Genomic DNA, 22876 nt, shown 5'->3' with positions numbered 1-22876 from the left:
CCGAGAGTTGTTTTCACGCATAGGCAGCGGTAGTATTTGCCGTTAGTCCGCACGTCTTTCCGGATGGACCGCGTGTTCTGCCGAAGGGCAGCTTCCGATGGAACAGAAGAACCCTCTTCTTGGGAAGGAGTTATTCGGAAGCCCTTTTCCATTCGACGCCACTCGATGGCGCCTCCTACGATCTGTACTTGATACGGGCGAAATGCTTGGAGGAAGAAATGAAGAATTGCACGATCGCTCTCGCTCTCGCAGCCTGCTTCGCCTTGTCCGGCTGCCAAACCGCCTCGATGACCGGGGGGCGGACCGGTGAGTTCGGCTGCATCGCAGGCACCGTCGGTGGCGCGGTCGTCGGTGGTCTGGCCGGCGCGACCATCGGATCGGGAACCGGACAACTCTGGGCCGTGGGCGGCGGTGCCGTACTCGGCAGCGCGGCGGGCAGCGCCCTGACCTGCACCTGACCCAAAGGAACGGGGTGATGAAGAGACCAGTCCTCGTGGCGGTGTTCGCGCTTTGCCAGGTGATTGCAGCAGCGGCGCAGGATCAGCCGCTGGCCATGAACCAGGGTCAGATGAATCGTCTCGACCGTGACGGGAACGGCGCCGTCGACCGGCCGGAATACCAGGCCTTCATGGCCTCGGCCTTCGCGAACCTGGACAGGAACAAGGACGGAAGCCTGCGCTCGGAAGAAGTGGCGCAGGTTCTGAACGCGCAGCAATTTGCCGCGACCGACGCCGATCGCGACGGGAAGCTCAGCCGAACCGAGTTCCTCAACAGGGTCATGGCCGACTTCAAATCAGCCGACAGAAGCGGCGACGGCAGCCTCCAATAGGGCAGCGCCGCCGCTCGGCCAAGGATGTTCAGTCGCGATGCCGTTGCGGAGCCAACGCCATGACCTGCGCATAGGCCATGGGCGACCGGCTGCCGGGCATGTTCTCGTCGAGCACCAGGGTCTTCACGTCGTCGGAGCGGACGTCCAGCGCAATGACGCGCTCTAGCTTGTCGATCTGCCATACGGCGTAGCCGAGTTCGGGAACATATCCGCAGTCGCATCCGCAATCCCCGCCGAGGATCTCCCGCGGCTCTTCCGGCAGATACATGATCTGCGGCTTCGGCAACTTGTAACAATGCCCCTCATAGGCATAGCCGTATATCACGCCGATGCTCTTGATGTATCGTTCGCCGCCCCTTTCGAAATTCTTCGCCGGTATGTTGACGCTGACCGGAAGCTGACTGAACTTCAGCTCATCATCGAAAATGGCGAGGACGATCTGCTGCTTTAAGATACCGGCGAGAACGTCGTTGTCGACCGTTCCGATCGCCGCCTCCTTTACTATTCTCACCAGCGTATTCAGGTCTTCGTCCCGAAGCGAAGTTTCGCGTAGCGACGACTTGATTCTTTGCCGGATCTGCTCGTCCGTGATCTTGAATATCTCTTCTCGCGTTGCCGGTCGCCCGTAGAGACGTACTTCGCTCGGATTGTAGGTATCGTAGATTGGTTTGGACAGGCCGTCCGGCTCTTTGCCCACCCCGGGATGGCTGCTGCAATTGCTCATCTTCCTCTCCTTTTCTGTCCCCTATCTCGAGCTGATGATTTCACGCCATGCGAAATTCGCCTCCAGAACTCCGGCGGCCGTTCCATCGGCAGCCGCGACGACAGCGGCCGCGGCCTGATCCAGCCGCAAGGTGTCCGGATTGACCGACCGCAGCGAGGCTGCCAGCGCCTGCCCAACCGCGTCGCGGGCCGACCGCAGCGCAAGTCCGAAGATCATCGGCTTGATCCGGAAAGCCTCTGCCGTTGCCTGACGGAACCGGTCGAAATCATCCTGCTCCAGATGCCGGAGGTCGATATCGAGCAGCCGTATGTCGGCACAGTCGCGTGCCACAAGCTCGCGATGATAGAGCTCGACGATCGAGTCGAAAATTGCGCCCACGAACGGCAGTGCGCGGTCATGCACCTCGCGCGTGACCTCTGACATGCGGCGAAAATTCGTGGCGAGACGGATCTGGGTTTCCGGACTCGTCTCGGCGAAGCGGTTGAGCTCGTTATAGAGAAGGAGGTTCCCTTTCGTCCGCCTGAGCAGCCTGTCGATCGCGGAATCGAAGTGCAGGAACGAGATCAGCGACACAAGGTCTGAAAAGGCCTCGGAAAAAGCGAAGAAGTCGCCTCCATGTGACACAGCCGTCGGAATGCCGGTTTCAGAAAGGAGAATGAGATGTCCGGTCTCGTGAGCGATGGTGTCCAAATTGAGCGCATAGGGCCGCCTTATTCCGTCGATGTCGGAACAGCCAAGCTCCAGGAAGCCGTAGCCCGCCTGGGCATTGTCCCAATTCACGAAGGCAACGATCTCCAGCCGCGGAAAGGTCTGATCGAAGAACCAGCGGACCGGTCTGCCCAGATAGCTCTGCCAGATGTTGAGAACGAAGTGGACACAGGCATAGGCATGCACAGGCAGGAACGCCCGGGAGTCGGGAGACAGGTTGTCGAAATGGCGATCCGGACCCGGTCCCACCGGTGCGCGAGCGGCGCCGTGAAACGGCGGCAGCCGGTCGAAGCCGTAGGGTTCCTTGTCATCGAGCGGATCGACGACATACATCGTCGCGTCGCTCGGGCCTTCGCCGATCTCATCCCTCGGTATGGGCAGCCAGACGCGGTCCGGTTTTTCATAGCCCGGAATGAAGGGTGGCTGAGGGAAAATCCAGAACCGCGTGCCCAGACGGGAATCGCCGGACTCGAGGGCTTCGTCTCGAAGCAGACGCATCGCACACTGCCCCCCGGATGAAAATGCCTAAATTATGGTTTCAATTTATAGGTGTTCACCAAATTCGAGTCAATGCCGCCTGCTTCCAGGTCGCGGAGGAAGGTGTTTGTCGCGATCCAGTCGCCATCTTGCTGCGTGCCGCGATGCTGCTCCAGAAGGCTTGGCGCTTGCTGTAGTGCATGGATCGCGTCGTGCCTCTTCTGTCCGATCATCTGCTCCCGCAGTTCCTTGCTTCTCTCCTGAGCCCAGCCCGCGGCATGCAAGACCGCAGAAAGCGAGCGCTCCCGGAAGTTCAGATTTCGCGCAAACGTTGTAAGTCTCTCGCGTTCCGAACGGCTGACGACACCCAGGCGCCACCACGCGGAAAAGGTTCGCTCCAGGTCGACAAGTGCATCCGTCAAAGGCGGAAAGCCGAGTTCCGGCGGCCCCGAATGTACCGCGACCGCATCGTCGGGGGCAGGGTTGGAAAGTGGACCACGTCCGAAGCGACGATACCACCTGTAGACGAGACCGAGACCGATCATGCCGAAAGCGTCAAGCTCCGCGGCTCGGAGCGCGCCCATGCTGGCGGCGCCGATAACGACGATCCCTTGCGCCATGGCCCAGAGAATTTCCTTGTGCCGGACAGCCGGTCTGTCTTCGAACTGGCCGTCGATCAAAATCATGGCCCGCGGTCGAAAGGCATGTGCCGCAAGCAGGACATCCCCCTGGGCGGCCGGCTGCAGATAAATCGCGTCGAGGATTTTCTCCGCCTCGGCAAGACGCAGCGTCGGACCGAGAAACACTAGGATCGGATTGTCGCCTCGGCCGGCCATCGCACACTCATCGCAGGACGAAAAAGGGAGAGGCTCCGGGAAGAACCGTTCGCACGCAATGGACACCCGCCTCCTCGTCGGCGCCCACGGGAATGGCCAGCACAGGTCCAAGACCGGCTTCGACCACCCGGTCTACCAATGTACCGGGATCCGGAGTCGCCGCGGGCGTCGGCTCTGCCGGCTTGGCCGCCGCATCGGCGAGGACGAGCTCGCGGGCCTTCGCCACCGCGGCATCGGTGCTCCTGCGGTAATGTTCCCTCGTCTGGTCGTCACGGGCGCCGGAGATCGCCCCTGCCCTTGCCGAGAGCGCCTCCAGCATTGCGCTCGCCGCCGCCATTTCGATGCTGGGCCCGGCGGCGTAGCCTTCCGTCGGCAACGCAAGGATCGGTTCCCCGAACCCGGCCTCGACCGTCTGACACCAGACGACGGCAACAGCCGCCGGCGACGGAGCGCGCCACAGTGCAAACGATATCCCGCGAGCGCCCGCGAGCGATCGGATATGATCCACCCCGTCACCGAGTCCGTGGGGCGCAATGCGCCACCGGTCGAAGAAGCCGTGTGTTGCGAATGCGCGTGCGATGGCGTCCCGTTCAAGGCATTCCCATAATCCGTGCAGGAAAGCACCATGGGGGCTCGTATGGCAGGCAAGCCCGGTGGTTGTTCGCAGAAAGACGCCGTCATGGGACGGCTGCGGTTCGCTGTAGCACGTATGCACAAGTTCCAGCGGCACCGGGTGCGCCGAGCCGCCGACGACATCGATACCGTCGATCCACGCAATTGTCCTTTGCCGCCATTTCCCGCGCCACTGCGGAACCACGAGGTTGTCAAAAAGGTCGTCGGCGATTTCGAGCTGGTCGGCCGTCGCCAGAAAGGTCCGCTCCGCCGGAATGGTCTCGGCGAAATAACGCTCGAGCGATTCCATCAGAGCGCCGACTGCCGCCTCCGCTCTCGACAGGCCCCGTCCGAGAGACGTGACCTCTGAAAGCGCGGCGGGGCGGACAGCCTGCATCACCGGCAGGCCGATGCGGTCGAGCCCCGTCAGATCGCCGAGGCGGGTGATGCGCGCGCGGCGGCAGAGTGGCGGCAGGGCGGCGAGACAGCGCTCCAGGCTCCCCTCGACCAGATCATCCGAAAAGGGCGCCTTCCGCGCGGACACGAACGAGGCATAGAGATCAGCGAGGGGGCCGCGTGCGCCCTCGTTCGACTTCGCACCGTTTCGTTCAACGCCCGATGGCAATGCCGAACTCCCGCATCGAATGCCTCGCTCGCCTGATGAGCGCCGTCGCCCCTTGGCTTTCCGCGATTTCAACGGCGCACCGCAGGTCTGTGGCGACGGCATCCTTACGCTCGCCTGCCCGCGCCCGGAGAATGGCGCGGCATCGGTGCAACTCCGCCAGCCAATAGGCATGGCCGGTTTCCTCCCCCCTACCGATCGCTTCGTTAACGATGTCGATCGCCGGCTCGATCTTGCCGGCGAGACCCAGCAAGGTAGCGTGCATGCAGAGATAGATCGGCAGATCCGCCACCGTCCCAAGTTCGCGCAGAAGCGCCAGGCCGTTTTGAAAGGTGGCATGGCCACTCGCAAGGCTCGTGCGGTGCGCCTCGGCCCACCCGCTGAAGAGAATCGACAGGCCGGACAGGGACTGCATCTTGTGCCGCTTTGCGAAATCCGCCATTCGTGCCGAAACCTCGACGAGCCTTTCGAAATCGTCCCGGTAAAAAGCAGACACCGCTTCGGTATCCAGGGAGTGTGCCTTGCTGTGCGCATGCGCTATCCGGTCCGTGAAAGCGATCATTCTCGATAGCGCCGCGTCCGAGGCTTTCGTGCGCCCCGTGAGCCATAGGGAGAGCGCGAGTTGGCCGAGGCCGCAAACCTTCGCATCATGCCCGCCGAATTCCGTTCGGCTCTCTTTGGCGCGCTTCTCGTCATAGAGCGCCAGGCCGGCCTTGATCGCCTCCTGCGTTTCCCGATGGCGGCCGAGATTGAAATCGATCGCCCAAATGCAGTGGTTGACCTGGAGCTGGATTTCCGGTTCGTTGGCCTTCGACAGCATCGACCGCACCTCCAGGGCACGGTCGTGCATGATACGGAAGTCCTGTCCGGTAAGCCACCAACCCCAATATATCGGAAACCATTGGGACTGCTCGGACATCGGTCGTCGCCGGGCGATCTCCACCGCGTCCTCATAAAGCCTTCGCGCGGGGTCGGAACTCAGGCCGACCGTTCCTAGCAAAATCGGACCGAGGGCCGTCAACGCCGAAAGCTTCAGAGGTTCGGCTGTGTCGCTCTCGCTCAATTGGCCGCAAAGATCCAGGGCATGTTCCAGAAATTGCCTCGCCTCTATCATTGCGGACCGGCTCGAACTCTCCTTCCCTGCGGCGATGAACAAGGAAACGGCCTCTTCGACAAGCCCCGCCCTTTCCGCATGCTCGGCAAGCGCGCCGGTATCGATCCAGGCCGCCATGCCACGATTTTGGTCGACCGCTGTGAAGAGCCGCCGATGCAGCACCTGCCGCTGCTTGCGCAGCACGGCATTGTAGATCGTCTCCTGGATCAGCGTATGCCGGAAGCCGTAGGCGGTGCGCCCCGGCACCCTTATCCGCGTCAGGAATCCCGTCTCGCAGAGAGTATCGGCCGCGTTCGCAAGCGCGCTCTTGCCGAAATCGGGTAACAGAGCCCGAAGCAGCGGCAACGTCACCTGCGTGCCGGCGACTGCCGCCGCGCGCGCGACCTCCCTGGCCGTGCCGAGCTGCTGCAGGCGGGATTCCAGTATCGACTCGAACGCCGACACATGCGACGGGTTGGCGCTCTCCGACAGGCGCATCGTGTCGGGCTCGACATTTTGCGACACCCATTGACAGATCTCCTCGATGAAGAGCGGAACGCCACCGGATATCCGTTCGGTCGCATCGAAGAGATCGGGAAGCAGCGCCAGGCGGTGCTCCGGCCATTTTGCCTTTATCGCCAGCCTGGTTTCGTCCGAATCAAGTGGCCGCAACGGAAGCCGCGTCGGGTTGGCGGCGTCGAGCCATTCCGAAGCATAGGAAGGACGCGACGTCGTAACGAGCAAGACGGGGAATTTTGCAATGATCCTCGCAGCTTCGCCAAGCAGGTCACGGGATGTCGGATCGATCCAGTGGACGTCCTCGACAGCCACCACCACCGGCCCGCGTCGGCACACGGCTTCCAATGCACGGAGCATGGCGCGATGAGCCTTCTCGCGGATCGCCTTCGGATCTTCGTTCGACTGCAGACGGCTGCCCTGCGCCCCGAGCAGGTAGGAGAAGACATCGACGACCTCGGCGTCCCTGATACCGTTGCGTTCGAACAGCGCCGCCACCGCAGCGGCCGTCGGACCCATCTGCCCTCCGCTCCCCGACGCCGCCTCGGGGAGATTGTTCAAGAGAGGATGAAGTGTCGAGCGGAAACCGCCGGGCAGGCACTGGAAGAAGAGAAGCTTGGAACGCTTGGCGCGCGTCCGCCTGCGAATTTCCCTGAGAAGACGCGATTTGCCGATGCCGGCGTCCCCCTGGATCAGGACCACGGAGCCTTGTCCCGCAAGGACGCCATCCCAAAGTTGCCCGATGGTATTCAGTTCGTTCTCGCGGTTGATAAGCGGCCCGCCCATCCGTCCGAAGGCATAGAAGCGGTCCACTCCCAATTTATGACCGAGCGCGCGCCAGACTTTCTCGGGCGCCGCAAAGCCCTTGAGCTCCTTGCTGCCCTGAAACACGAAGGCATGGGATCTGCCGGCAAGGTGACGTGTCTCCTCGCAGACCAGAACGCTGTTCGGGGCCGTGATGGCCTGCAACCGGGCAGCCATGGCAAGCGCCGCGCCTGTGACCGGTTCCCGAGTCCAGCCTTCGCGGGATCCTTCGCGAACGAGGGCTACCGACGTGGCGATGCCCACGCGGACCTGGAGATCGTCCTGCCCCGCCTCGCGGCCGACGCGCTTGCAGGCCTCTACGATCCCGAGCCCAGCGCGGATTGCGAGCGAGGCGGCGTCCTTCGCCTCTAGTTCGATCGGGAAGAGCGCAACACCGCCGTCGCCGGCCTCATGCTGCATCACGCCGGAATGCGATGCGATCGCTTGTTTGGAAGCGAGCTGAAAGGCGGACATCAGTTCCTGATAGTCCTCGATATCCATCACGTGCATCAGATCGGTCGACCCGACCAGGTCATAGCAAAGCGCCGTGACGATACGCCGCTCGCCGCCACGCACGGAAGAGCCGCCCGGGCGCTTCCCACGCTCGGCCGCTCCTCGTGGTGTTTTGGTCCGGCTCTCGCGCAGCATGCACCACTCCCGCATTCGCCTGCCAGGTCCGCTCAGATACGCGGCGCTGCCTAAGGGCGACCTGTCTGCCTCGCATTTTTCCGACGTGATCCCGACCTGAGTGCGGAAAATATCACCCCTGACTGCACGCGGTGTCGGGACCGACTCGGGGAAGGCTGATTGCCCGTCAGGGCAATGTCAATCGGCGGGCAGTTGCAAAACGCGCAGCCGGGCAACCTTTCCCCTTCGATGAGCGTTAAGACGCGCCTTCTTGTGCTGCAAGGACCACGCCGTAACCGCAGGCGCTACTGGATTGCCGCACGGTTTGAGCGCAACCTTGCAAGAGGCGGCGCAGGCACCCGGCGCCTGGAGGATGGTTTTTCGTCACATCTGCATCAGGAGACGATCGATGGCACGCACTCCCGCGAAATACTGCGATCTCGTCATGAAGGGCGGCATCACCAGCGGTATCGTCTACCCGAATGCCGCTCTGGCGCTTGCGCGGGACTACCGGTTCAAGAATATCGGCGGCACGTCGGCCGGGGCGATCGCAGCTGCGGCTTGTGCGGCGGCCGCGGTCGGAGATCGGCGGAAGCAGGTGAAGGCGGCGATCGCTCAACCAGAGGAGCACGTCGGTTTCGAAGGCCTTGCGAAGGCATCGTCGAACCTCGCCTCTCCCGGCTTCATCAACGGCCTCCTCCAGCCTGCGGCCGGCGCAGGTCAGGCATTCCGTTTGCTCGTCACACTCGCCGGCAACGCCGGCGTTCTTCGCAAAGGCCTTGCGCTTCTTGGAAGCGTCGTGCTCATCGCACCCGTCGAAACGCTGCTCCTGCTCGCGGCACTCACGGGTCTTGCCTATGCTGTCGGGGGGCAAACCGGCATGATAGCGGCGGCTCTACCGGCTGCGGTCTGCGCCTATCTGGGAGGGGCGGTGTTCTCGGTATTGCGCATCGCTCGTGTCCTGCGCCGCAATCTGATGGGCCTCTGTACCGGCACGGCACCGGATCAGCCCGCCCGCCCAGGAAAGATGGTCTTGACCGATTGGCTCCATGAAACCCTGCAGGCACTGTCCGGCAAGGCTTCGGACCAGCCCCTCACCTTCGGCGATCTTTGGACGGCGGAGCGCTACCCCGGCGAACCGGGCTCCGACCGGGCCGTCACCCTGAAGATGATCACGACCGGCATATCGCACCAGGAACCGCGCAGCCTGCCGTTCGAAAGCGCGCTTTTCTGGTTCAGGCGCACGGAATTCGAAGCGCTTTTTCCGAAGATCGTCGTCGACTGGATGGTAGAGAAGGCCGGGGAGCCGGTCACCGTGGCGGGTGAGGATCACTATCTGCTACCGCATGGCGCCGACATGCCGGTGCTCGTCGCAACGCGCATGAGCCTCAGCTTCCCCCTCCTGATCAGCGCCGTGCCGCTGCATGAGCCGGCCCGCCGCGAAAGCCCGCCGGAATCCGACGGAGAAAACGAAGCTGAAGATACGACTTCGGACGAGGACGAACAGAAGACCGTATTGGACAGCACGGAAGCGCTGACCACCGGCGGCAAGAAGCGCAGGGCCAGGCCCGCCGCGTTCCGGATCTGCTGGTTCTCCGACGGCGGCATCAGCAGCAACTTCCCGATCCACCTCTTCGACCGGGCGCTGCCGCGATGGCCCACCTTCGCCATCAATCTCGTTTATCCGGGAACCTCCGATACCGGCTCGCGGCCGGAGGTCTTTCTGCCGGAGAACAACCGGCAAGGATGGCAGCGGCACTATCAGCCGATTGCACACAAGTCGGCAGTTCACGAACTCTGCGCCTTCGTTTTTGCGATCGTCGCGACCATGCAGAACTGGCGCGATCTCCTCCAGTCGCGCGCGCCCGGGCATCGCGAACGCATCGTCCATGTCTCGTTGAGCCCACAGGAAGGTGGCCTGAACCTCGCCATGTCGAAAGAGGTCCTCGCGACCGTCTCGAAAAAAGGCACGGCCGCCGGCGAGGCATTCGCCCGGTTCTCCTTCGAGAACCATTACTGGATCCGCTGGCGCAATCTCGCCTCGGCACTCCAGCGCTACACAATCGATATTGCCGCGAGCGACGCCTATCAACCGAAGATCCCCGGCTACGAGACCGCCTACGCTCTCGCCCGCGACCCTACGTCGAAGCCTCCCTCCTACCGGTTTGCAAGCAAGGCGGAGCGCGAAGAGGCGGCGCAGCTTCTCGAAAAGCTGATCGGCGAGGGAGAGAAATGGAGCGGTGAAGGCCCCGATCTGACGAAGACGGCGCCGCGGCCGCTGCCACAATTACAGATAGCACCGACTTATTAAAGGGTGAACGACCGAAAGTTTGAAACTACAATTTCCGCTACAGCGTCGCGCGTTATCGGATGCGCTGAGGTCAGGAGCGCGTGACAGTCCCTCATCCGCCTGCCGGCACCTGCTCCCGGCAAGCGGGGCGAAGGACTGACTACAAGCGTCCGTGCCAACAGACTGCCGGCGATTTGCGGGGCAGGTCTCCTCTCCCCGTCGAAAACGGAGAGGGTTTAAGGCGAAGGGCAAACCGCCGGAGGCATAAGGAAGGCCGAGGCTTCACCGGACTATCGTCAACCGCTCGGCGGCGCGTGTGATCGCCGTGTAGAGCCAGCGTTCGCGCGTATCGCGGAAAGCCCAGCTCTCGTCGAAAAGCACGACGTTGTTCCATTGCGAGCCCTGGGCCTTGTGCACGGTCAGCGCGTAGCCGTAATCGAACTCGTCGTAACGCTTGCGCGTGGACCAGGGGATTTCGCCCTCGACGTCCTCGAAAGCCGCCTTCAGGAGCTTGATCTTGGCAGCGCCGCGATCCATGTCGTCGTCTTCCGGGCGGATCATCAGGTTGATCCCCGGCTTGACCGTCTCCTTTGACGAACTCATCACCTGCCAGAGCGAACCGTTGAGCAGCCCCTTGGCCGGATCGTTGCGAAGGCACACGAGCTTGTCGCCGGACTGCGGATATTCGCTGGTAAAGCCCTTCAGTTCGCGAAGCCGCTGGTTGTAGCGCCGCCGTGTCCTGTTGGTCCCGACCAATACCTGATCGGCTTCCAGCACCATGGGCTGTGTCACCTGCCCCTTGGAGATGACCTGGGCGGTGCCGTAGTCGCCGTGCATGATCTCCTTGCCCTCGCGCACCTGCATGGCGAGCTGGATGATAGGGTTGTCCCTGGCCTGGCGATGGATATCCGTCAGGAGAAAATCCGGTTCGTGATTGGTGAAGTAGCCGCCGCCGGAAACCGGCGGCAATTGGCCGGGATCGCCGAGAACGAGGATCGGCGTGCCGAAACTCATCAGATCCTTGCCGAGCGCCTCGTCCACCATCGAGCATTCGTCGACGATGATCAGCGCCGCTTTCGCGACCGGACTCTGGCGGTTGATCGCGAACATCGGCGCAATCGAGGTCTTGCCGGTTTCCTCGTCCTCCACTTCCTCCTCGCCGCGCGGTCGGTAGATCAGCGAGTGGATCGTCTTGGCGTTCGTGGCCCCCTTGGAGCGCAGCACCTGTGCAGCCTTGCCGGTGAAGGCGGCGAACACCACCTCGCCATCGACATTTTCTGCAAAATGGCGGGCGAGCGTCGTCTTGCCGGTGCCGGCATAGCCGAACAGCCGGAAGAGCTGAGATCGGCCTCCCTTCAACCATTGCGAAACGGCCTTCAGGGCCTCATCCTGTTGCGGAGCGAACTGCATGACCTTGAGTGTCAGGATTCGGCCGCCCGGCGCAAGTGCGGATTTGGCCGGCCAGCCAACGAAGCTCGTGCGGTGCTGCTGCGCGAGGCCATCACGTCAGCAATCCACGACTTTGTGGCCGACTTCCGGCAAAACGGCTGTGGCACTTTTTTTGCACCGCACCTTGAATCGGGGCGGCCGATCCTGCTACCAACGGTGCGCTGCATACAGTGTGCAGGAAGCCGCGCCGCCCGCCGGAGAATGACCTTGAAGCCGGAACAGCCCTCAACCCCGACGCTGCCCAGGAACGGCGGACTGGGACGTCTGTCCGCCGTTTGGCAGTGGTGCCTGCTGGCCCTGCTCTCCGCCGTCTTCGCCGGCCTCCTCGAAATGATCGGAATTCCTGCGGGGCTGCTGATGGGGCCGATGATCGCCGGCGCGCTCGTCGGCATGAATGGCGGAACGATCCGGCTGCCGCGACAACTCTTCTTTTGCGTTCAGGTCGTGCTGGCGATGATGATCGCCGCTTCGATGAGTCCCGATCTTCTCGTGACCTTTTCCGGCAATTGGCTCCTCTTTCTCGCCATCATTCTTTCGGTGATCGGCGTCAGCACGCTCTGCGGCTGGACGATCACCCGGATGGGCATCCTGCCGGGCACGACCGCGATCTGGGGCTCGTCGGCGGGCGCTGCCTCGACCATGCTGCTGATGGCCGATGCCTATGGCGCGGACGCCCGGCTCGTCGCCTTCATGCAATATCTGCGCGTCGTCTTCGTCGCCAGCACGGCGACCATCGTGTCTCATCTCTGGGTGAGCGGCGTCGAAGCCGAAACGGCACCTCACTGGTTCGCCCCGCTTGCCGGTCTGCCTTTCATCATGACGCTCGCCGTCGGAATCGCGGGCGGCTTCCTTGGCAAGATACTGCGTGTCCCGGCCGGCGCCTTCCTCGTGCCCTTTGCAATCGGCTCGGCCCTCAACATTACCGGAACGCTTACGATCGAACTGCCGCAATGGCTGCTGGCGCTCTCTTTCGCGATGCTCGGATGGAATATCGGCCTCGGCTTCACGCGGGCAATTCTGGTGCATGCGCGGCGCGCTCTGATGCCGACGATCGTCTCCATCCTCGTGCTGATTGCCTTTTCCGGCTTTCTCGCTCTGTTGCTCGTCAAGGTCGCCGGGACCGATCCGCTGACCGCCTATCTCGCGACCAGTCCCGGCGGGCTCGATTCGATCGCCGTCATCGCTGCCTCGAGTGACGTCGACCTGCCATTCGTCATGGCCTTGCAGACGACCCGTCTGCTCATCATCACGCTGATCGGCCCCGCCCTCGCCCGCTTCGTCGCCGACCGGGCATAAACCCAGCGCGACAATCGTTACTTGCGGAGGGAATAAATCCGTAGCGTTCCGTGTCTTATCCTCGAACCCGCCCGAGCGCGGTTCTCGTCGAAGACATCTGAGGAAGGAACGCCCATGAGAACGCTTGCGTTGACCATCGCCATCTCACTTGGCACGGCCGCCGCCGCCTTTGCCGCTCCGCCCGTGAAAACGGTCGAGTCGGAGAAAGGGCCGGTGCTCGCCGCCGAAAACGGCATGACGCTCTACACTTTCAAAAACGACAAAAAGGGCGTCTCTGCCTGCTATGATGCCTGCGCCACGAATTGGCCGCCCTTCATGGTGGAAGGCGACGCAACGGCCGAGGGTGCCTTTTCGGTCGTGGAGCGAAAGGACGGCAGCAAACAATGGGCGAAGGACGGCATGCCCCTTTATTTCTGGGTGAAGGACAAGAAAATGGGTGACGTCACCGGCGACGGCGTGAAGGGCGTATGGGATGCCGCACGGCCGTGATGGCTTGAATAAACGCGCGGGGGAGGAAATCTCCTCCGCCGACCCGTTCGAGGAGGACGTCCTGGCGCTGATTCCGGCGCTCAGGCGTTACTCGCGCAGCCTCGCGCGTTCCGATACGGATGGCGAAGATCTGCTGCAGGACTGCGTCGAAAAAGTGCTTACGAGACGCGCGCAATGGCGAGGCGTGAACCTTCGCGCCTGGGTCTTCACGATCATGACCAATCTTTATCGCAACGGCCGACGCCGCCGCGCTCAGCACCCGGAAGTGGAGCTTGACGAGACGCTCGGCCTTCGCGCGGAGGAAAACAATGCGGATCCTCTTGAGCGGCAGCGTCTGCTGCGCGCACTCGAGCGGCTCTCCGCGGACAATCGCGCCGTTCTGATGCTCGTCGTCATCGAGGGATACCGCTACCAGGATGTGGCAGACATGATGGAAATTCCGGTCGGGACCGTGATGTCCCGCCTTTCGCGAGCCCGCCGCCAGCTCGCCGAAGCGATGAAGGACGATAACGTGATCGCCCTGCGGAGACCCAAATGAGCGCCGACTTCGAAACCGTCTCCGATGACGACCTCCACGCCTATGTGGATGGCCACCTGGCGCAACCGGAGCGCGAGCGCATTGAATCCTGGCTGGAAAAGCAGCCGGCAAAAGCCGAAGAGGTCCGCCAGTGGCAGGCGCAGGCGACGGCGCTGAAGCAGCATTTCGCCTCTTATGCCCGCAGCGGCGAGGAAGATCGCTCGCTTATATCCGCCCGCCGAAAATCACGGAGTACCGGATGGGCATCGGCGGTGCCGACGCTGCGACGTCTCGCCGCCGGGCTTCTGATCTTTGCCGCCGGCGCGCTCGCCGGAGCCTATGGACCCGACCTCGTGGCTCCGCCGCCCGAGTCCGCCGATGCCTCCGAGGCGCTCCCCCGGCAGGCACAATCGGCATTTCTGATCTATGCCAGCGAAGTCCGCCACCCAGTGGAGGTCGGTGCCAGCGAGCGGGAGCATCTCGCCACATGGCTCGGCAAACGCCTCGATTATGGGCTGAAAATTCCCGACCTGTCCTCGCTGGGATTCTCGCTCGTCGGCGGGCGCCTCGTGCCGGTCAACGATACGGCAGGCGCAATGCTGATGTATGAAGACGTGACGGGGGAACGGCTAACGGTCCTTCTCGGCCGCAACCCGGAAAATCGCGAAACGAGTTTCCGTATATCCAGCCGGGGTGAAGTCGAGACCTTCTACTGGATAGACGGCGAAATCGGCTACGCCGTGACGGGCGAAGTGCCGCGCGCCCTGCTGCAGAAGGTTGCCGACGAATGTTATCGCCAGTTCGAGGCTTCGGAGAGCTCCTGAACCGCCGTTGGACAATCCCTCAACGCAGAGGATCATTCGCGAGCGCGATCGGCGTTCCGTGCGGCGTCGCTTCCGCTGCGCGCTGCCAACTGCCGATCAGCGCTTCCAGTTCGGGGCCGGAAACGAGGGAGAGTTCCGTTACCAGACGGCTCAGCGCCGCAACCCAGCAATCGTAGTAGTCGCTGCCGTCCGCCCTGCGGCCGGGCTTGTAGAGCTCGGCCGAAAGCGCTTCCGCCCATTCGCTCCACGAAAATACACCCTGCTCGTGAAGCCGCACGGTCATGGCAAAGGCGACCGCCTGCCAGGGTTCGGCAAAGACGGGATCGCCCTCGCGCGATTTTGGCAGTTCCGCCGAAGCCAGAAGCGGGGAACGGGCAGGAGCAGGCGTCGATCTATGCGTGTTCAAGATAGCTCTCCCAGGCATCGATAGAGACGGTAAGCGTCGGGTCCGCGCCCTCACCCCAGATCTCGCCGGCGTCGAAGACCACCGTATAGAGCCATTGCGGGTTCTCGCCCCTGCCGTGGGCGTTGTCATCCGGGAAGACGAAGCCGCCCTGCACGGCCTCCACCATGCCTGTCCTGGCGCGGGCGTAGCGCGGCAGGCGCGTGTGGCTCTCCGGATTGAAGTTCTTCGTACGCACTCTCTCGCCGGCGGCAAAACGCGGCGGCGTTTCGACCGGCCGGTCGCATGGCCCGCCCTTGGCGAGCACGCCTGCTACCATATCCGCTGTGAGCACCCGTTTCGGCTCCCGCCCCTTGTCGAGCATGTGGCCGGCGTCGAGCTCGGCTTCCGTCACGAAGCCGTGGCGCTTCAGAAGCGTTTCCAGCGCCCGCGTCCAGATTTCATAATAGCTCGCGGAAAGATAGGTCGCCGGGGGCAGGCTTTCGCGCGCGTGCCGGCTTTCGTCCAGCGTCCAGGCACCGAAAGCGCCACAGGAAAGCGTGATGCCGAGCGCCCGCTTTTCCCACTCTGCATGGAATGTGGGCTCGCTGCGTTCCGGAGCGATCGGACCCATGCCATGCTGACCTCCGAGATCGTGCGGGCCGTTCATCGTACCCCCTCCGGCGAAAGGGCGAGCGCGGTGCCGATCATGGAATCGCGCGTCACGAGCTCTGCCAGGGCGTTCTCGCCGAAACCATCGGTGCCTTCCGGCCGCTCCGGCACCACGAGGTAGCGCAGTTCGGCCGTCGAATCCCAGACGCGAACCTTCTTTTCAGCCGGCAGCTCGAGCCCGAATTCGGCAAGCACGCCGCGAGGATCGATAACGGCGCGCGAACGATAGGGCGGCGCCTTGTACCAGACCGGCGGCAGCCCCAGCACTGCCCAGGGATAGCAGGAGCACAGCGTACAGACGATGAGGTTGTGCGTTTCGGGCGTGTTGAACACCGCACGCATGTGCTCGCCCTGGCGCCCGGTGAAACCGAGGCTGGCGATCGCCGCGGTCGCGTCGCGTTTCAGCCAATCGGCGAAATCGACGTCGCTCCAGGCCTTGGCGACGACGCGTGCGCCGTTTCGCGGTCCCACCTTCGTCTCGTACGCCTCGACGATCGCGTCGATCGCCTCAGGATCGATCAAACCCTTTTCCGTCAGCACCGTCTCCAGTGCCTTTACCCGGGCTTCCATGTCGGTCAGATGGTTGTCGTGGTGATGGCCGTGATCGTCGCCATGCCCATGATGATGCTCGGACATTCCTGGCTCCTCTACCGAAGGCTGCTGATCTTGATGCGTGACCCTAAAAACGTCGCGTGTCGGCGGACTATCTGAGCATCGGCCAAAGACTGACGACGAGCAAGACGGCCATGGTGATGTTGAACCATTTGAGCCTCGCAGGTTCCGAGAGCCATTGCCTGAGGGCCGAGCCGAAACCCGCCCAGGTCGAAACGCTCGGCACATTGACGAGTGCGAAGACGACGCCGACGACGAGCACGCTCATCAGATAGCTGTCGCTGCTCGTATAGGTGGCCATGGCCGAAACCGCCATTACCCAGGCCTTCGGATTGACCCATTGGAAAGCAGCCGCCTGCAGGAAGGTCATCGGCACTGCATTCGCCTTTCCTTCGCCGAGCGAGCGAGACGTGCCGATCTTCCAGGCGATCCAGACCAGATAGGCGCCTCCGGCGAACTTCAGGGCCGTATAGAGGAGCGGCACGGAATGAAGCAGTGCGCCGAGACCGAGCCCCACGGCAATGAGAAGAACGAAGAAGCCGATGCCGATTCCCAGCATATGCGGAATCGTGCGCACGAAACCGAAGTTCACGCCCGAGGCGAACAGCATCATATTGTTCGGTCCGGGCGTGATCGATGTCGTTAAGGCAAACAGGAACAGCGCCAGAAGCGTATCCAGTTGCATGAGTTCCTCCAAAGCCGCGGGTCTGCCGAGAACGCCGCTACAAACCTGGGATTCGCGTCGCGTAATCTCCCGGGCGGCGACCCTGGTGGGTCAAGCTAGCTGACCCAAATGCAACCGCCACCCAAATCTTGTCACGGTGACAAACCGAAAGCCGGGGGTGCTGCACCGCCTTGACCCCTAACCTTTTCCATGGGATAGCCACGCTATGTGTGAACATGACACCCACATTGTCGCCCGGTTCGCCGGCATCCCAACAGGCGGGATGCAGGGGCTTCGCACACGCTGACAACAGCGCCGCGCGTCTATTATACGCGCAGGCACGCGCAACCCCTCAGCCTCGCTCAAAGCGGACGGGGCTTTCTTCTAATTCAGGCGCCCGTCCATCGTCATCATGGAGATGGAAAATGGCACAGAACGTTTACGACAAACCCGAATTCTTCACCGGCTACAGCCAACTCGGGCGATCCCTGCATGGACTCGCCGGCGCTGCCGAATGGCCGGCAATCCGCGCAATGCTGCCCGACCTCAGGGACTTGCGCGTCGTGGATCTCGGTTGCGGCTTCGGCTGGTTCGCCCGCTGGGCGCGGGAGAACGGCGCGGCCCATGTCCTTGGCGTCGACCTCTCCGAAAAAATGATCGCACGCGCGCGGCAAGAGACGGAGGATCCTTCGGTCGAGTATAAAATCGCCGACCTCGAGCATCTGGTTTTGCCCGAGGCGAGCTTCGACTTCGCCTATAGCTCTCTCGCCTTCCATTATATCGAAGACTTCGACCGGCTGGTGCGAACGATCCATAGCACTCTCCTGCCCGGATCGCATTTCGTCTTCACCATCGAACATCCGGTCTACATGGCTCCGACGAACCCTGGCTGGTCCACGGACGCCGAGGGCCGCCGCATCTGGCCGCTCGATCGCTACTCGGCCGAAGGAAAGCGTGTCACCGACTGGCTTGCCAAGGGCGTCGTCAAGTATCACCGCACGCTCGGCACCACATTGAACACCCTGATTTCAGCCGGTTTTTCGATCCGCCGCGTTCAGGAGTGGAGCCCGACCGCCGCTGAGATCGCCCGCAATCCGGACCTCGCGGAAGAGGTCGACCGGCCGATGATGCTGCTCGTTGCCGCACAAAGGTAGGAGTCTCGGCCGCGCGGGATGCGCGAGTAGCGTTTGCCATTCCTTGCCGCCGACCTGTTGGAGGGCAAGCGCCGAATTCAGGAAATATGCCGTAAGGTCCGGCTACTTTCGCTTCTGCGCCTTGCCCTTCTTGGCGGGGGCGGCAACTGGATTTGCCGCCTCCTCGGCCTCTTTCTCCAGCCGCATCTGTTTGAGCCGGGCGGTCTTCTTCACACGCGCCGCAGCCTCCTGCTCGATAATGGCGCGTGATGCAATTGTGGCCTGATCCGCGCGATCCGCAGGGTTCTTCTTCTCGGCCTTGAAAATACGATTGCCGACGTCCTTCATGCGAGATCCTCCATCAAATTTCAGCCAATAAAAAAGGCCGGGACAGGCCCGACCTTCCTCATCATCTCAACCCGCCGCGCCAGTACATCCGTGGTCACGGGCGGGGAGATAACAATGTCATGAAGTGCCGTGTTAGGGCACAAACGCGCAATCCGTTCAGAGAGCGCGAAGGTTGTCCGCCGAGGTCTTGCCCGAGCGCCGATCCTGCGTCAGCTCGAAGCTTACCTTCTGCCCGTCTTTCAGCGTGGACAGGCCGGCGCGTTCAACCGCCGAAATATGGACGAACACGTCAGCGGCGCCGTCATCTGGCTGGATGAAACCGAAGCCCTTGGTGCTGTTGAACCACTTTACCGTTCCAGAAGCCACGTCGATGTCCTTTCAATAGCCATGGAAAACCGCCACCGCATAAAAACGGTGTATCAAAACCGATGTTGTCAGGATTTTCGTGACGATGCGCCTTGGCGCAGAAACAAATATCGTCGATCAATATCGATACCGAGCTATGTAGGTCATCATTGTGTTTCTTACAAGGCACAATTTTATTTTCTTTCGAGAGAAGACTATCGGCGCGACCGCACGCGGCGGCGTGTCACGGCCGCAATGCTGCGACTTGCTTGTGGACTTTCCCCCACGCGGCCTTAAATCTCGGAACTGGAGCAACTCTCAGGACAATCCCTATGCACGAACCGATCCCGACCATCGTTTTCAAGGACGGCCGCAAGGTTCCCGCGCTCGGCCAGGGGACATGGCGCATGGGCGAAAACCGCGCGAAGTCCGCCGACGAGGTCCGCAGCCTGCAGACCGGGCTCGATCTCGGCATGACGCTGATCGACACTGCAGAGATGTACGGCGACGGCGCTGCCGAACGTATCGTGGGAGAAGCGATCCGGGGTCGGCGCGACGAGGCATTCGTCGTCAGCAAGGTGCTGCCCTCCAACGCCAGCCGCGCGGGTACGGTTGCCGCCTGCGAACGCAGCCTGCGCAATCTCGGCATCGACTGCGTCGATCTTTACCTTCTGCATTGGCGCGGGGGCTATCCGCTCGCCGAAACTGTCGCCGCCTTCGAAGAGCTGAAGAAGGCCGGCAAGATCCGTGCCTGGGGTGTATCCAATTTCGACGTCGACGACATGGAGGAGCTGTCGGGCGTTCCTGACGGCGGCAACGTCGCGGCCAATCAGGTGCTCTACAATCTCGCCCGCCGCGGCATCGAATTCGACCTGCTGCCCCGGTGCCGCGATCAAGGCGTGCCGGTCATGGCCTACTCACCGCTCGATGAGGGCCGCCTTCTGCATGACGCCGATCTGATTCACATCGCCAAGGCGCATCAGGCGACGCCCGCCCAGGTGGCACTCGCCTTTTTGAAGACGCGTTCCGGGGTGATCTCGATTCCGAAGACCGGTTCCCCCGAACGCGCCCGCGAAAACCGCGACGCGATGGATATCCGCCTCACGACGGAAAATCTCGACGAACTCGACCGCCACTTCCCGCCGCCGCGAAGGAAGACGCGGCTGGAGGTGATTTGATGCCATAGGGTACCCAGACGGGTGAAGTGGGCTTGAAAGGGTGCGGCAGCAGGTGCAGCCCCTCCCACCTTTTGTGGGGAGGGGTTGGGGAGGCGCGCGCCCCGAAGGGCGCAATCTTCCCGCTGCTTTACATTCCCTGGGGCCCGCGGTTCATCGCGGCGATGCCGGTGCGGCAGACTTCGATCAGCCCGAGCGGCTTCATGATGGCGATGAACTGCTCGATCTTGGAAGGCTTGCCGGTGATCTCGAAGACGAAGTGATCGATGTTGGCGTCGATGACCGAGGCACGGAAGGCGTCGGCGAGCCTGAGCGCCTCCACCCGATGTTCTCCCGAGCCGTGTACCTTGACGAGCGCCAGTTCGCGCTCGATCGGCCGCTCATGGCCCAGACCGGCGGCGCGAACCGTGAGATCTACGACCCGGTGCACAGGCACCAGACGTTCGAGCTGGTTCTTGATCTGCTCGAGCACGTGCGGCGTGCCGCGGGTCACGATGGTGATGCGCGAGAGATGAGCCTCGTGCTCCGTCTCGGAGACCGTCAGGCTCTCGATATTGTAGCCGCGGCCGGAGAAAAGGCCGATGACGCGGGCGAGCACGCCCGGCTCGTTATCGACCAGAACGGAAAGCGTGTGCGTTTCCGCAAGCTCCGTTTCCTTGGCGATGAAGTAGGCGGAGCCCGTCGCCTGAAGATGTGCATTCATTTTCCTGTTCCTACCTTGTCTTCAAACGAGCTGGCGGCCCTTGGCATCGATGGCGTTGGCGACCACCTCGTCCGTTGCCTCGTCCGGGAGCAGCATCTCGTTATGCGCCTTGCCCGAAGGGATCATCGGGAAGCAGTTGGCGAGATTGGCGACGCGGCAGTCGAAGATGACCGGGGCCGGTGTGTCGATCATCTGCCGGATCGCATCGTCGAGCTCTCCCGGCTTTTCGCAACGGATGCCGACGCCGCCATAGGCCTCGGCGAGCTTGACGAAGTCCGGCATCGCCTCGGTGTAGGAATGCGACAGCCGGTTGCCGTGCAGGAGCTGCTGCCACTGCCGGACCATGCCCATATATTGATTGTTCAGGATGAAGATTTTGACCGGCAGGCCGTACTGAACCGCGCACGACATCTCCTGGATACACATCTGGATCGAGGCGTCGCCGGCGATGTCGATGACGAGGCTCTCCGGATGCGCGACCTGGACGCCGACCGCGGCCGGGAAGCCGTAGCCCATGGTGCCGAGGCCGCCCGAAGTCATCCAGCGATTCGGCTCTTCGAAGCCGAAGAACTGCGCGGCCCACATCTGGTGCTGGCCGACTTCGGTGGTGATGTAAGTGTCGCGGTCCTTGGTGAGCTCGTAGAGCCGCTGGATCGCATATTGCGGCATGATGACGTCGGCACTCGGCGTATAGGCCAGCGAGTTGCGCGCCCGCCACCTGGAGATCTCTTTCCACCAGTCGCCAAGCCGCGCCTGGTCGACCGTCTTGGCCGCAGCACGCCACAGGCGGATCATGTCCTCGAGCACAGCGGCGACGTCGCCGATGATCGGAACGTCGACGCGGACGTTCTTGTTGATGGAGGATGGGTCGATATCGATGTGGATCTTCTTCGAGTTGGGCGAGAAGGCATTGAGCCGGCCGGTGATCCGGTCGTCGAAGCGCGCGCCGATGCAGATCATGAGGTCGCAATCATGCATCGCCAGGTTGGCTTCGTAGGTCCCATGCATGCCGAGCATGCCGAGCCAGTTCTTGCCGGAGGCCGGATAGGCGCCGAGGCCCATCAGCGTCGACGTGATCGGGAAGCCGGTGAGCTCGACCAGTTCCCTCAGGAAATGTGCGGCTTGCGGCCCGGAATTGATGACGCCGCCGCCCGAGTAGATGACCGGCTGGCGCGCCGTTTTCATGAGCGCGACCGCCTCCTCGATCCTCTTCAGGTCCCCTTGGGTCTTCGGCTGGTAGCTCTTCTGTGTCGGAACGGCCGAAGGCGGCGTATAGGTACCGGTTGCGAACTGAACGTCCTTCGGAATGTCGACGACGACCGGACCCGGACGGCCCGACTGAGCAACGCGGAAAGCCTCATGGATGACGCGGGCGAGCTCGTTGACGTCCCTGACCAGCCAGTTGTGCTTGGTGCAGGGCCGGGTGATGCCGATCGTGTCGCATTCCTGGAAGGCGTCCGAGCCGATCAGCGACGTCGGTACCTGCCCCGAGATGCAGACGAGCGGGATCGAGTCCATCAGCGCGTCCTGCAGCGGCGTGACCGCATTGGTTGCTCCCGGGCCTGAAGTCACCAGCATGACGCCGACCTTGCCGGTGGAGCGGGCATATCCTTCGGCCATATGGCCGGCGCCCTGCTCGTGGCGGACGAGGATGTGCTGGATATCCTCCTGCTGGAAAATCTCGTCGTAGATCGGGAGCACGGCACCGCCGGGATAGCCGAAGATGTGTTCGACGCCATTGTCTTTCAAAGCCTGGAGAACGATCTCCGCGCCCGTCATCTGGTTCTCAGTTCCGCTCATTGGCCTGCTTCCGTCCCTCGTTCAGGTTTGGGTGAATAACGTGTTTGAAGGCATAAAAAAAGGCCCCGTCAGGAGCCTCGTTCAGCGCATGGGTGGCTACCGCCGGATGGTTACACCATCCTGCCCATGCGCCGTCCCACCACAAGAATAACCGCGAAATTTTTCATGGGGCGATTTGTTAAACGGAAATTCCCCATCCGTCAACGGCTTTGGCGTGTCCCGATCGGCACGGCCTGCGAGCAACCAGTTATTAAACCGCAGCCGCTATCCTGGGACGCAGCAAGGAAAAGGCGCCGGATTCGGCGCGCATCCTGCTGCTGATTGGCGTT

At 62.6% G+C, this 22876-nt stretch carries 23 protein-coding genes; 9 read left to right on the top strand and 14 right to left on the bottom strand.

Annotated elements, in window-relative coordinates; translation table 11 throughout:
- The first annotated feature begins 218 nt into the window (after positions 1-218).
- Positions 219-458, top strand: coding sequence for a glycine zipper 2TM domain-containing protein (locus ACFHWW_RS11080; protein WP_018095373.1), 240 nt, complete (start codon positions 219-221; stop codon positions 456-458).
- 17 nt (positions 459-475) lie between these two features.
- Positions 476-829, top strand: a complete 354-nt coding sequence (locus ACFHWW_RS11075; RefSeq protein ID WP_100671634.1) for an EF-hand domain-containing protein — start codon at positions 476-478, stop codon at positions 827-829.
- Between the two features lie 28 nt (positions 830-857).
- Here the strand turns inward: ACFHWW_RS11075 and ACFHWW_RS11070 are convergent, their stop codons facing one another.
- From ACFHWW_RS11070 to ACFHWW_RS11050, 5 genes are read right to left on the bottom strand one after another with little or no spacing between them, the layout of a single operon-like run.
- Positions 858-1553 (bottom strand): hypothetical protein, encoded by a 696-nt coding sequence (locus ACFHWW_RS11070; RefSeq protein WP_379938202.1) that lies wholly within the window; start codon positions 1551-1553, stop codon positions 858-860.
- A gap of 21 nt (positions 1554-1574) precedes the next feature.
- Positions 1575-2759 (bottom strand): hypothetical protein, encoded by a 1185-nt coding sequence (locus ACFHWW_RS11065; RefSeq protein ID WP_275597695.1) that lies wholly within the window; start codon positions 2757-2759, stop codon positions 1575-1577.
- Positions 2760-2791: 32 nt separating this feature from the next.
- On the bottom strand, positions 2792-3574 hold the full coding sequence (locus ACFHWW_RS11060) for a TfuA-like protein (RefSeq protein WP_338283935.1): 783 nt from the start codon (positions 3572-3574) through the stop codon (positions 2792-2794).
- A gap of 7 nt (positions 3575-3581) precedes the next feature.
- On the bottom strand, positions 3582-4811 hold the full coding sequence (locus tag ACFHWW_RS11055) for a YcaO-like family protein (RefSeq protein WP_379938200.1): 1230 nt from the start codon (positions 4809-4811) through the stop codon (positions 3582-3584).
- The gene (locus tag ACFHWW_RS11050; RefSeq protein WP_379938199.1) at positions 4795-7869 is read right to left on the bottom strand and encodes an ATP-binding protein; all 3075 of its coding nucleotides are present in this window, start codon (positions 7867-7869) and stop codon (positions 4795-4797) included. The genes ACFHWW_RS11055 and ACFHWW_RS11050 overlap by 17 nt, the downstream gene beginning before the upstream one ends.
- A gap of 388 nt (positions 7870-8257) precedes the next feature.
- Between ACFHWW_RS11050 and suhR the strand changes: the two genes are divergently transcribed.
- Complete coding sequence (suhR, locus tag ACFHWW_RS11045; RefSeq protein WP_379938197.1) at positions 8258-10159, top strand: RpoH suppressor SuhR; 1902 nt, start codon at positions 8258-8260, stop codon at positions 10157-10159.
- A 261-nt stretch (positions 10160-10420) separates the two neighbouring features.
- Here the strand turns inward: suhR and ACFHWW_RS11040 are convergent, their stop codons facing one another.
- Positions 10421-11548 carry an ATP-dependent RecD-like DNA helicase gene (locus ACFHWW_RS11040; RefSeq protein ID WP_018095382.1) on the bottom strand — a complete coding sequence of 376 codons (1128 nt, stop codon included), beginning with the start codon at positions 11546-11548 and terminating at the stop codon, positions 10421-10423.
- 246 nt (positions 11549-11794) lie between these two features.
- On the opposite strand from ACFHWW_RS11040, the gene ACFHWW_RS11035 reads away from it, so the two are divergent.
- The 4 genes from ACFHWW_RS11035 to ACFHWW_RS11020 all read left to right on the top strand — a co-directional run bounded on the left by ACFHWW_RS11035 (position 11795) and on the right by ACFHWW_RS11020 (position 14713).
- Entirely contained in the window at positions 11795-12883 is a 1089-nt protein-coding gene (locus tag ACFHWW_RS11035; RefSeq protein WP_324761982.1) for an AbrB family transcriptional regulator, read from the top strand.
- 114 nt (positions 12884-12997) lie between these two features.
- Positions 12998-13372, top strand: coding sequence for a hypothetical protein (locus ACFHWW_RS11030; protein ID WP_018095384.1), 375 nt, complete (start codon positions 12998-13000; stop codon positions 13370-13372).
- A complete protein-coding gene (locus ACFHWW_RS11025; protein ID WP_018095385.1) occupies positions 13356-13910 on the top strand; it encodes an RNA polymerase sigma factor in 555 nt (184 codons plus the stop codon). Before ACFHWW_RS11030 ends, ACFHWW_RS11025 begins: the two co-directional genes overlap by 17 nt.
- Entirely contained in the window at positions 13907-14713 is an 807-nt protein-coding gene (locus tag ACFHWW_RS11020; protein ID WP_379938194.1) for an anti-sigma factor family protein, read from the top strand. The genes ACFHWW_RS11025 and ACFHWW_RS11020 overlap by 4 nt, the downstream gene beginning before the upstream one ends.
- Before the next feature lie 19 nt (positions 14714-14732).
- Here the strand turns inward: ACFHWW_RS11020 and ACFHWW_RS11015 are convergent, their stop codons facing one another.
- The 4 genes from ACFHWW_RS11015 to ACFHWW_RS11000 form a co-directional block, all read right to left on the bottom strand.
- Complete coding sequence (locus ACFHWW_RS11015; protein WP_100671644.1) at positions 14733-15119, bottom strand: nitrile hydratase accessory protein; 387 nt, start codon at positions 15117-15119, stop codon at positions 14733-14735.
- Positions 15106-15765: a nitrile hydratase subunit beta gene (nthB, locus tag ACFHWW_RS11010; protein WP_379938192.1), complete on the bottom strand. Its 660-nt coding sequence runs from the start codon at positions 15763-15765 to the stop codon at positions 15106-15108. Before nthB ends, ACFHWW_RS11015 begins: the two co-directional genes overlap by 14 nt.
- On the bottom strand, positions 15762-16403 hold the full coding sequence (gene nthA / locus ACFHWW_RS11005) for a nitrile hydratase subunit alpha (protein ID WP_379938191.1): 642 nt from the start codon (positions 16401-16403) through the stop codon (positions 15762-15764). Before nthA ends, nthB begins: the two co-directional genes overlap by 4 nt.
- A 67-nt stretch (positions 16404-16470) precedes the next feature.
- Positions 16471-17064, bottom strand: a complete 594-nt coding sequence (locus ACFHWW_RS11000) for a LysE family translocator (protein WP_018095390.1) — start codon at positions 17062-17064, stop codon at positions 16471-16473.
- 404 nt (positions 17065-17468) lie between these two features.
- Here ACFHWW_RS11000 and ACFHWW_RS10995 point away from each other — a divergent pair, with 404 nt between their 5' ends.
- The gene (locus ACFHWW_RS10995) at positions 17469-18197 is read left to right on the top strand and encodes a class I SAM-dependent methyltransferase (RefSeq protein WP_379938189.1); all 729 of its coding nucleotides are present in this window, start codon (positions 17469-17471) and stop codon (positions 18195-18197) included.
- 102 nt (positions 18198-18299) lie between these two features.
- On the opposite strand, the gene ACFHWW_RS10990 is transcribed toward ACFHWW_RS10995, so the two are convergent.
- A complete protein-coding gene (locus ACFHWW_RS10990) occupies positions 18300-18524 on the bottom strand; it encodes a hypothetical protein (RefSeq protein ID WP_003533858.1) in 225 nt (74 codons plus the stop codon).
- 156 nt (positions 18525-18680) lie between these two features.
- Positions 18681-18890, bottom strand: coding sequence for a cold-shock protein (locus ACFHWW_RS10985; protein WP_003533862.1), 210 nt, complete (start codon positions 18888-18890; stop codon positions 18681-18683).
- 311 nt (positions 18891-19201) lie between these two features.
- Here ACFHWW_RS10985 and ACFHWW_RS10980 point away from each other — a divergent pair, with 311 nt between their 5' ends.
- Positions 19202-20047: an aldo/keto reductase gene (locus ACFHWW_RS10980; protein ID WP_379938187.1), complete on the top strand. Its 846-nt coding sequence runs from the start codon at positions 19202-19204 to the stop codon at positions 20045-20047.
- Between the two features lie 127 nt (positions 20048-20174).
- Here ACFHWW_RS10980 and ilvN read toward each other — a convergent pair whose 3' ends face one another.
- Both ilvN and ACFHWW_RS10970 read right to left on the bottom strand, forming a co-directional pair.
- A complete protein-coding gene (ilvN, locus tag ACFHWW_RS10975) occupies positions 20175-20747 on the bottom strand; it encodes an acetolactate synthase small subunit (RefSeq protein ID WP_018095393.1) in 573 nt (190 codons plus the stop codon).
- A gap of 21 nt (positions 20748-20768) precedes the next feature.
- Positions 20769-22547: an acetolactate synthase 3 large subunit gene (locus ACFHWW_RS10970; RefSeq protein ID WP_018095394.1), complete on the bottom strand. Its 1779-nt coding sequence runs from the start codon at positions 22545-22547 to the stop codon at positions 20769-20771.
- Positions 22548-22876 lie beyond the last annotated feature (329 nt).

Source organism: Sinorhizobium sp. P24N7 (assembly GCF_042436655.1).
Classification (GTDB): Bacteria; Pseudomonadota; Alphaproteobacteria; order Rhizobiales; family Rhizobiaceae; genus Sinorhizobium; species Sinorhizobium meliloti_A.
Note: the sequence above shows the minus strand (reverse complement) of the source record. Positions and strands in the feature narration are given on the sequence as shown.

Excerpts from the sequence above, each read along its gene's own strand:
- suhR (WP_379938197.1), top strand. The coding sequence starts at position 8,258 with ATGGCACGCACTCCCGCGAAATACTGCGATCTCGTCATGAAGGGCGGC.
- nthB (WP_379938192.1), bottom strand. The coding sequence starts at position 15,765 with ATGAACGGCCCGCACGATCTCGGAGGTCAGCATGGCATGGGTCCGATC.
- ACFHWW_RS11025 (WP_018095385.1), top strand. The coding sequence starts at position 13,356 with ATGCCGCACGGCCGTGATGGCTTGAATAAACGCGCGGGGGAGGAAATC.
- ACFHWW_RS10995 (WP_379938189.1), top strand. The coding sequence starts at position 17,469 with ATGGCACAGAACGTTTACGACAAACCCGAATTCTTCACCGGCTACAGC.
- ilvN (WP_018095393.1), bottom strand. The coding sequence starts at position 20,747 with ATGAATGCACATCTTCAGGCGACGGGCTCCGCCTACTTCATCGCCAAG.
- ACFHWW_RS11065 (WP_275597695.1), bottom strand. The coding sequence starts at position 2,759 with ATGCGTCTGCTTCGAGACGAAGCCCTCGAGTCCGGCGATTCCCGTCTG.
- ACFHWW_RS11070 (WP_379938202.1), bottom strand. The coding sequence starts at position 1,553 with ATGAGCAATTGCAGCAGCCATCCCGGGGTGGGCAAAGAGCCGGACGGC.
- ACFHWW_RS11075 (WP_100671634.1), top strand. The coding sequence starts at position 476 with ATGAAGAGACCAGTCCTCGTGGCGGTGTTCGCGCTTTGCCAGGTGATT.
- ACFHWW_RS10970 (WP_018095394.1), bottom strand. The coding sequence starts at position 22,547 with ATGAGCGGAACTGAGAACCAGATGACGGGCGCGGAGATCGTTCTCCAG.
- ACFHWW_RS11000 (WP_018095390.1), bottom strand. The coding sequence starts at position 17,064 with ATGCAACTGGATACGCTTCTGGCGCTGTTCCTGTTTGCCTTAACGACA.
- ACFHWW_RS10990 (WP_003533858.1), bottom strand. The coding sequence starts at position 18,524 with ATGAAGGACGTCGGCAATCGTATTTTCAAGGCCGAGAAGAAGAACCCT.
- ACFHWW_RS10980 (WP_379938187.1), top strand. The coding sequence starts at position 19,202 with ATGCACGAACCGATCCCGACCATCGTTTTCAAGGACGGCCGCAAGGTT.
- ACFHWW_RS11060 (WP_338283935.1), bottom strand. The coding sequence starts at position 3,574 with ATGGCCGGCCGAGGCGACAATCCGATCCTAGTGTTTCTCGGTCCGACG.
- ACFHWW_RS11040 (WP_018095382.1), bottom strand. The coding sequence starts at position 11,548 with ATGCAGTTCGCTCCGCAACAGGATGAGGCCCTGAAGGCCGTTTCGCAA.
- ACFHWW_RS11050 (WP_379938199.1), bottom strand. The coding sequence starts at position 7,869 with ATGCTGCGCGAGAGCCGGACCAAAACACCACGAGGAGCGGCCGAGCGT.
- ACFHWW_RS11020 (WP_379938194.1), top strand. The coding sequence starts at position 13,907 with ATGAGCGCCGACTTCGAAACCGTCTCCGATGACGACCTCCACGCCTAT.
- ACFHWW_RS11030 (WP_018095384.1), top strand. The coding sequence starts at position 12,998 with ATGAGAACGCTTGCGTTGACCATCGCCATCTCACTTGGCACGGCCGCC.
- ACFHWW_RS11080 (WP_018095373.1), top strand. The coding sequence starts at position 219 with ATGAAGAATTGCACGATCGCTCTCGCTCTCGCAGCCTGCTTCGCCTTG.
- nthA (WP_379938191.1), bottom strand. The coding sequence starts at position 16,403 with ATGTCCGAGCATCATCATGGGCATGGCGACGATCACGGCCATCACCAC.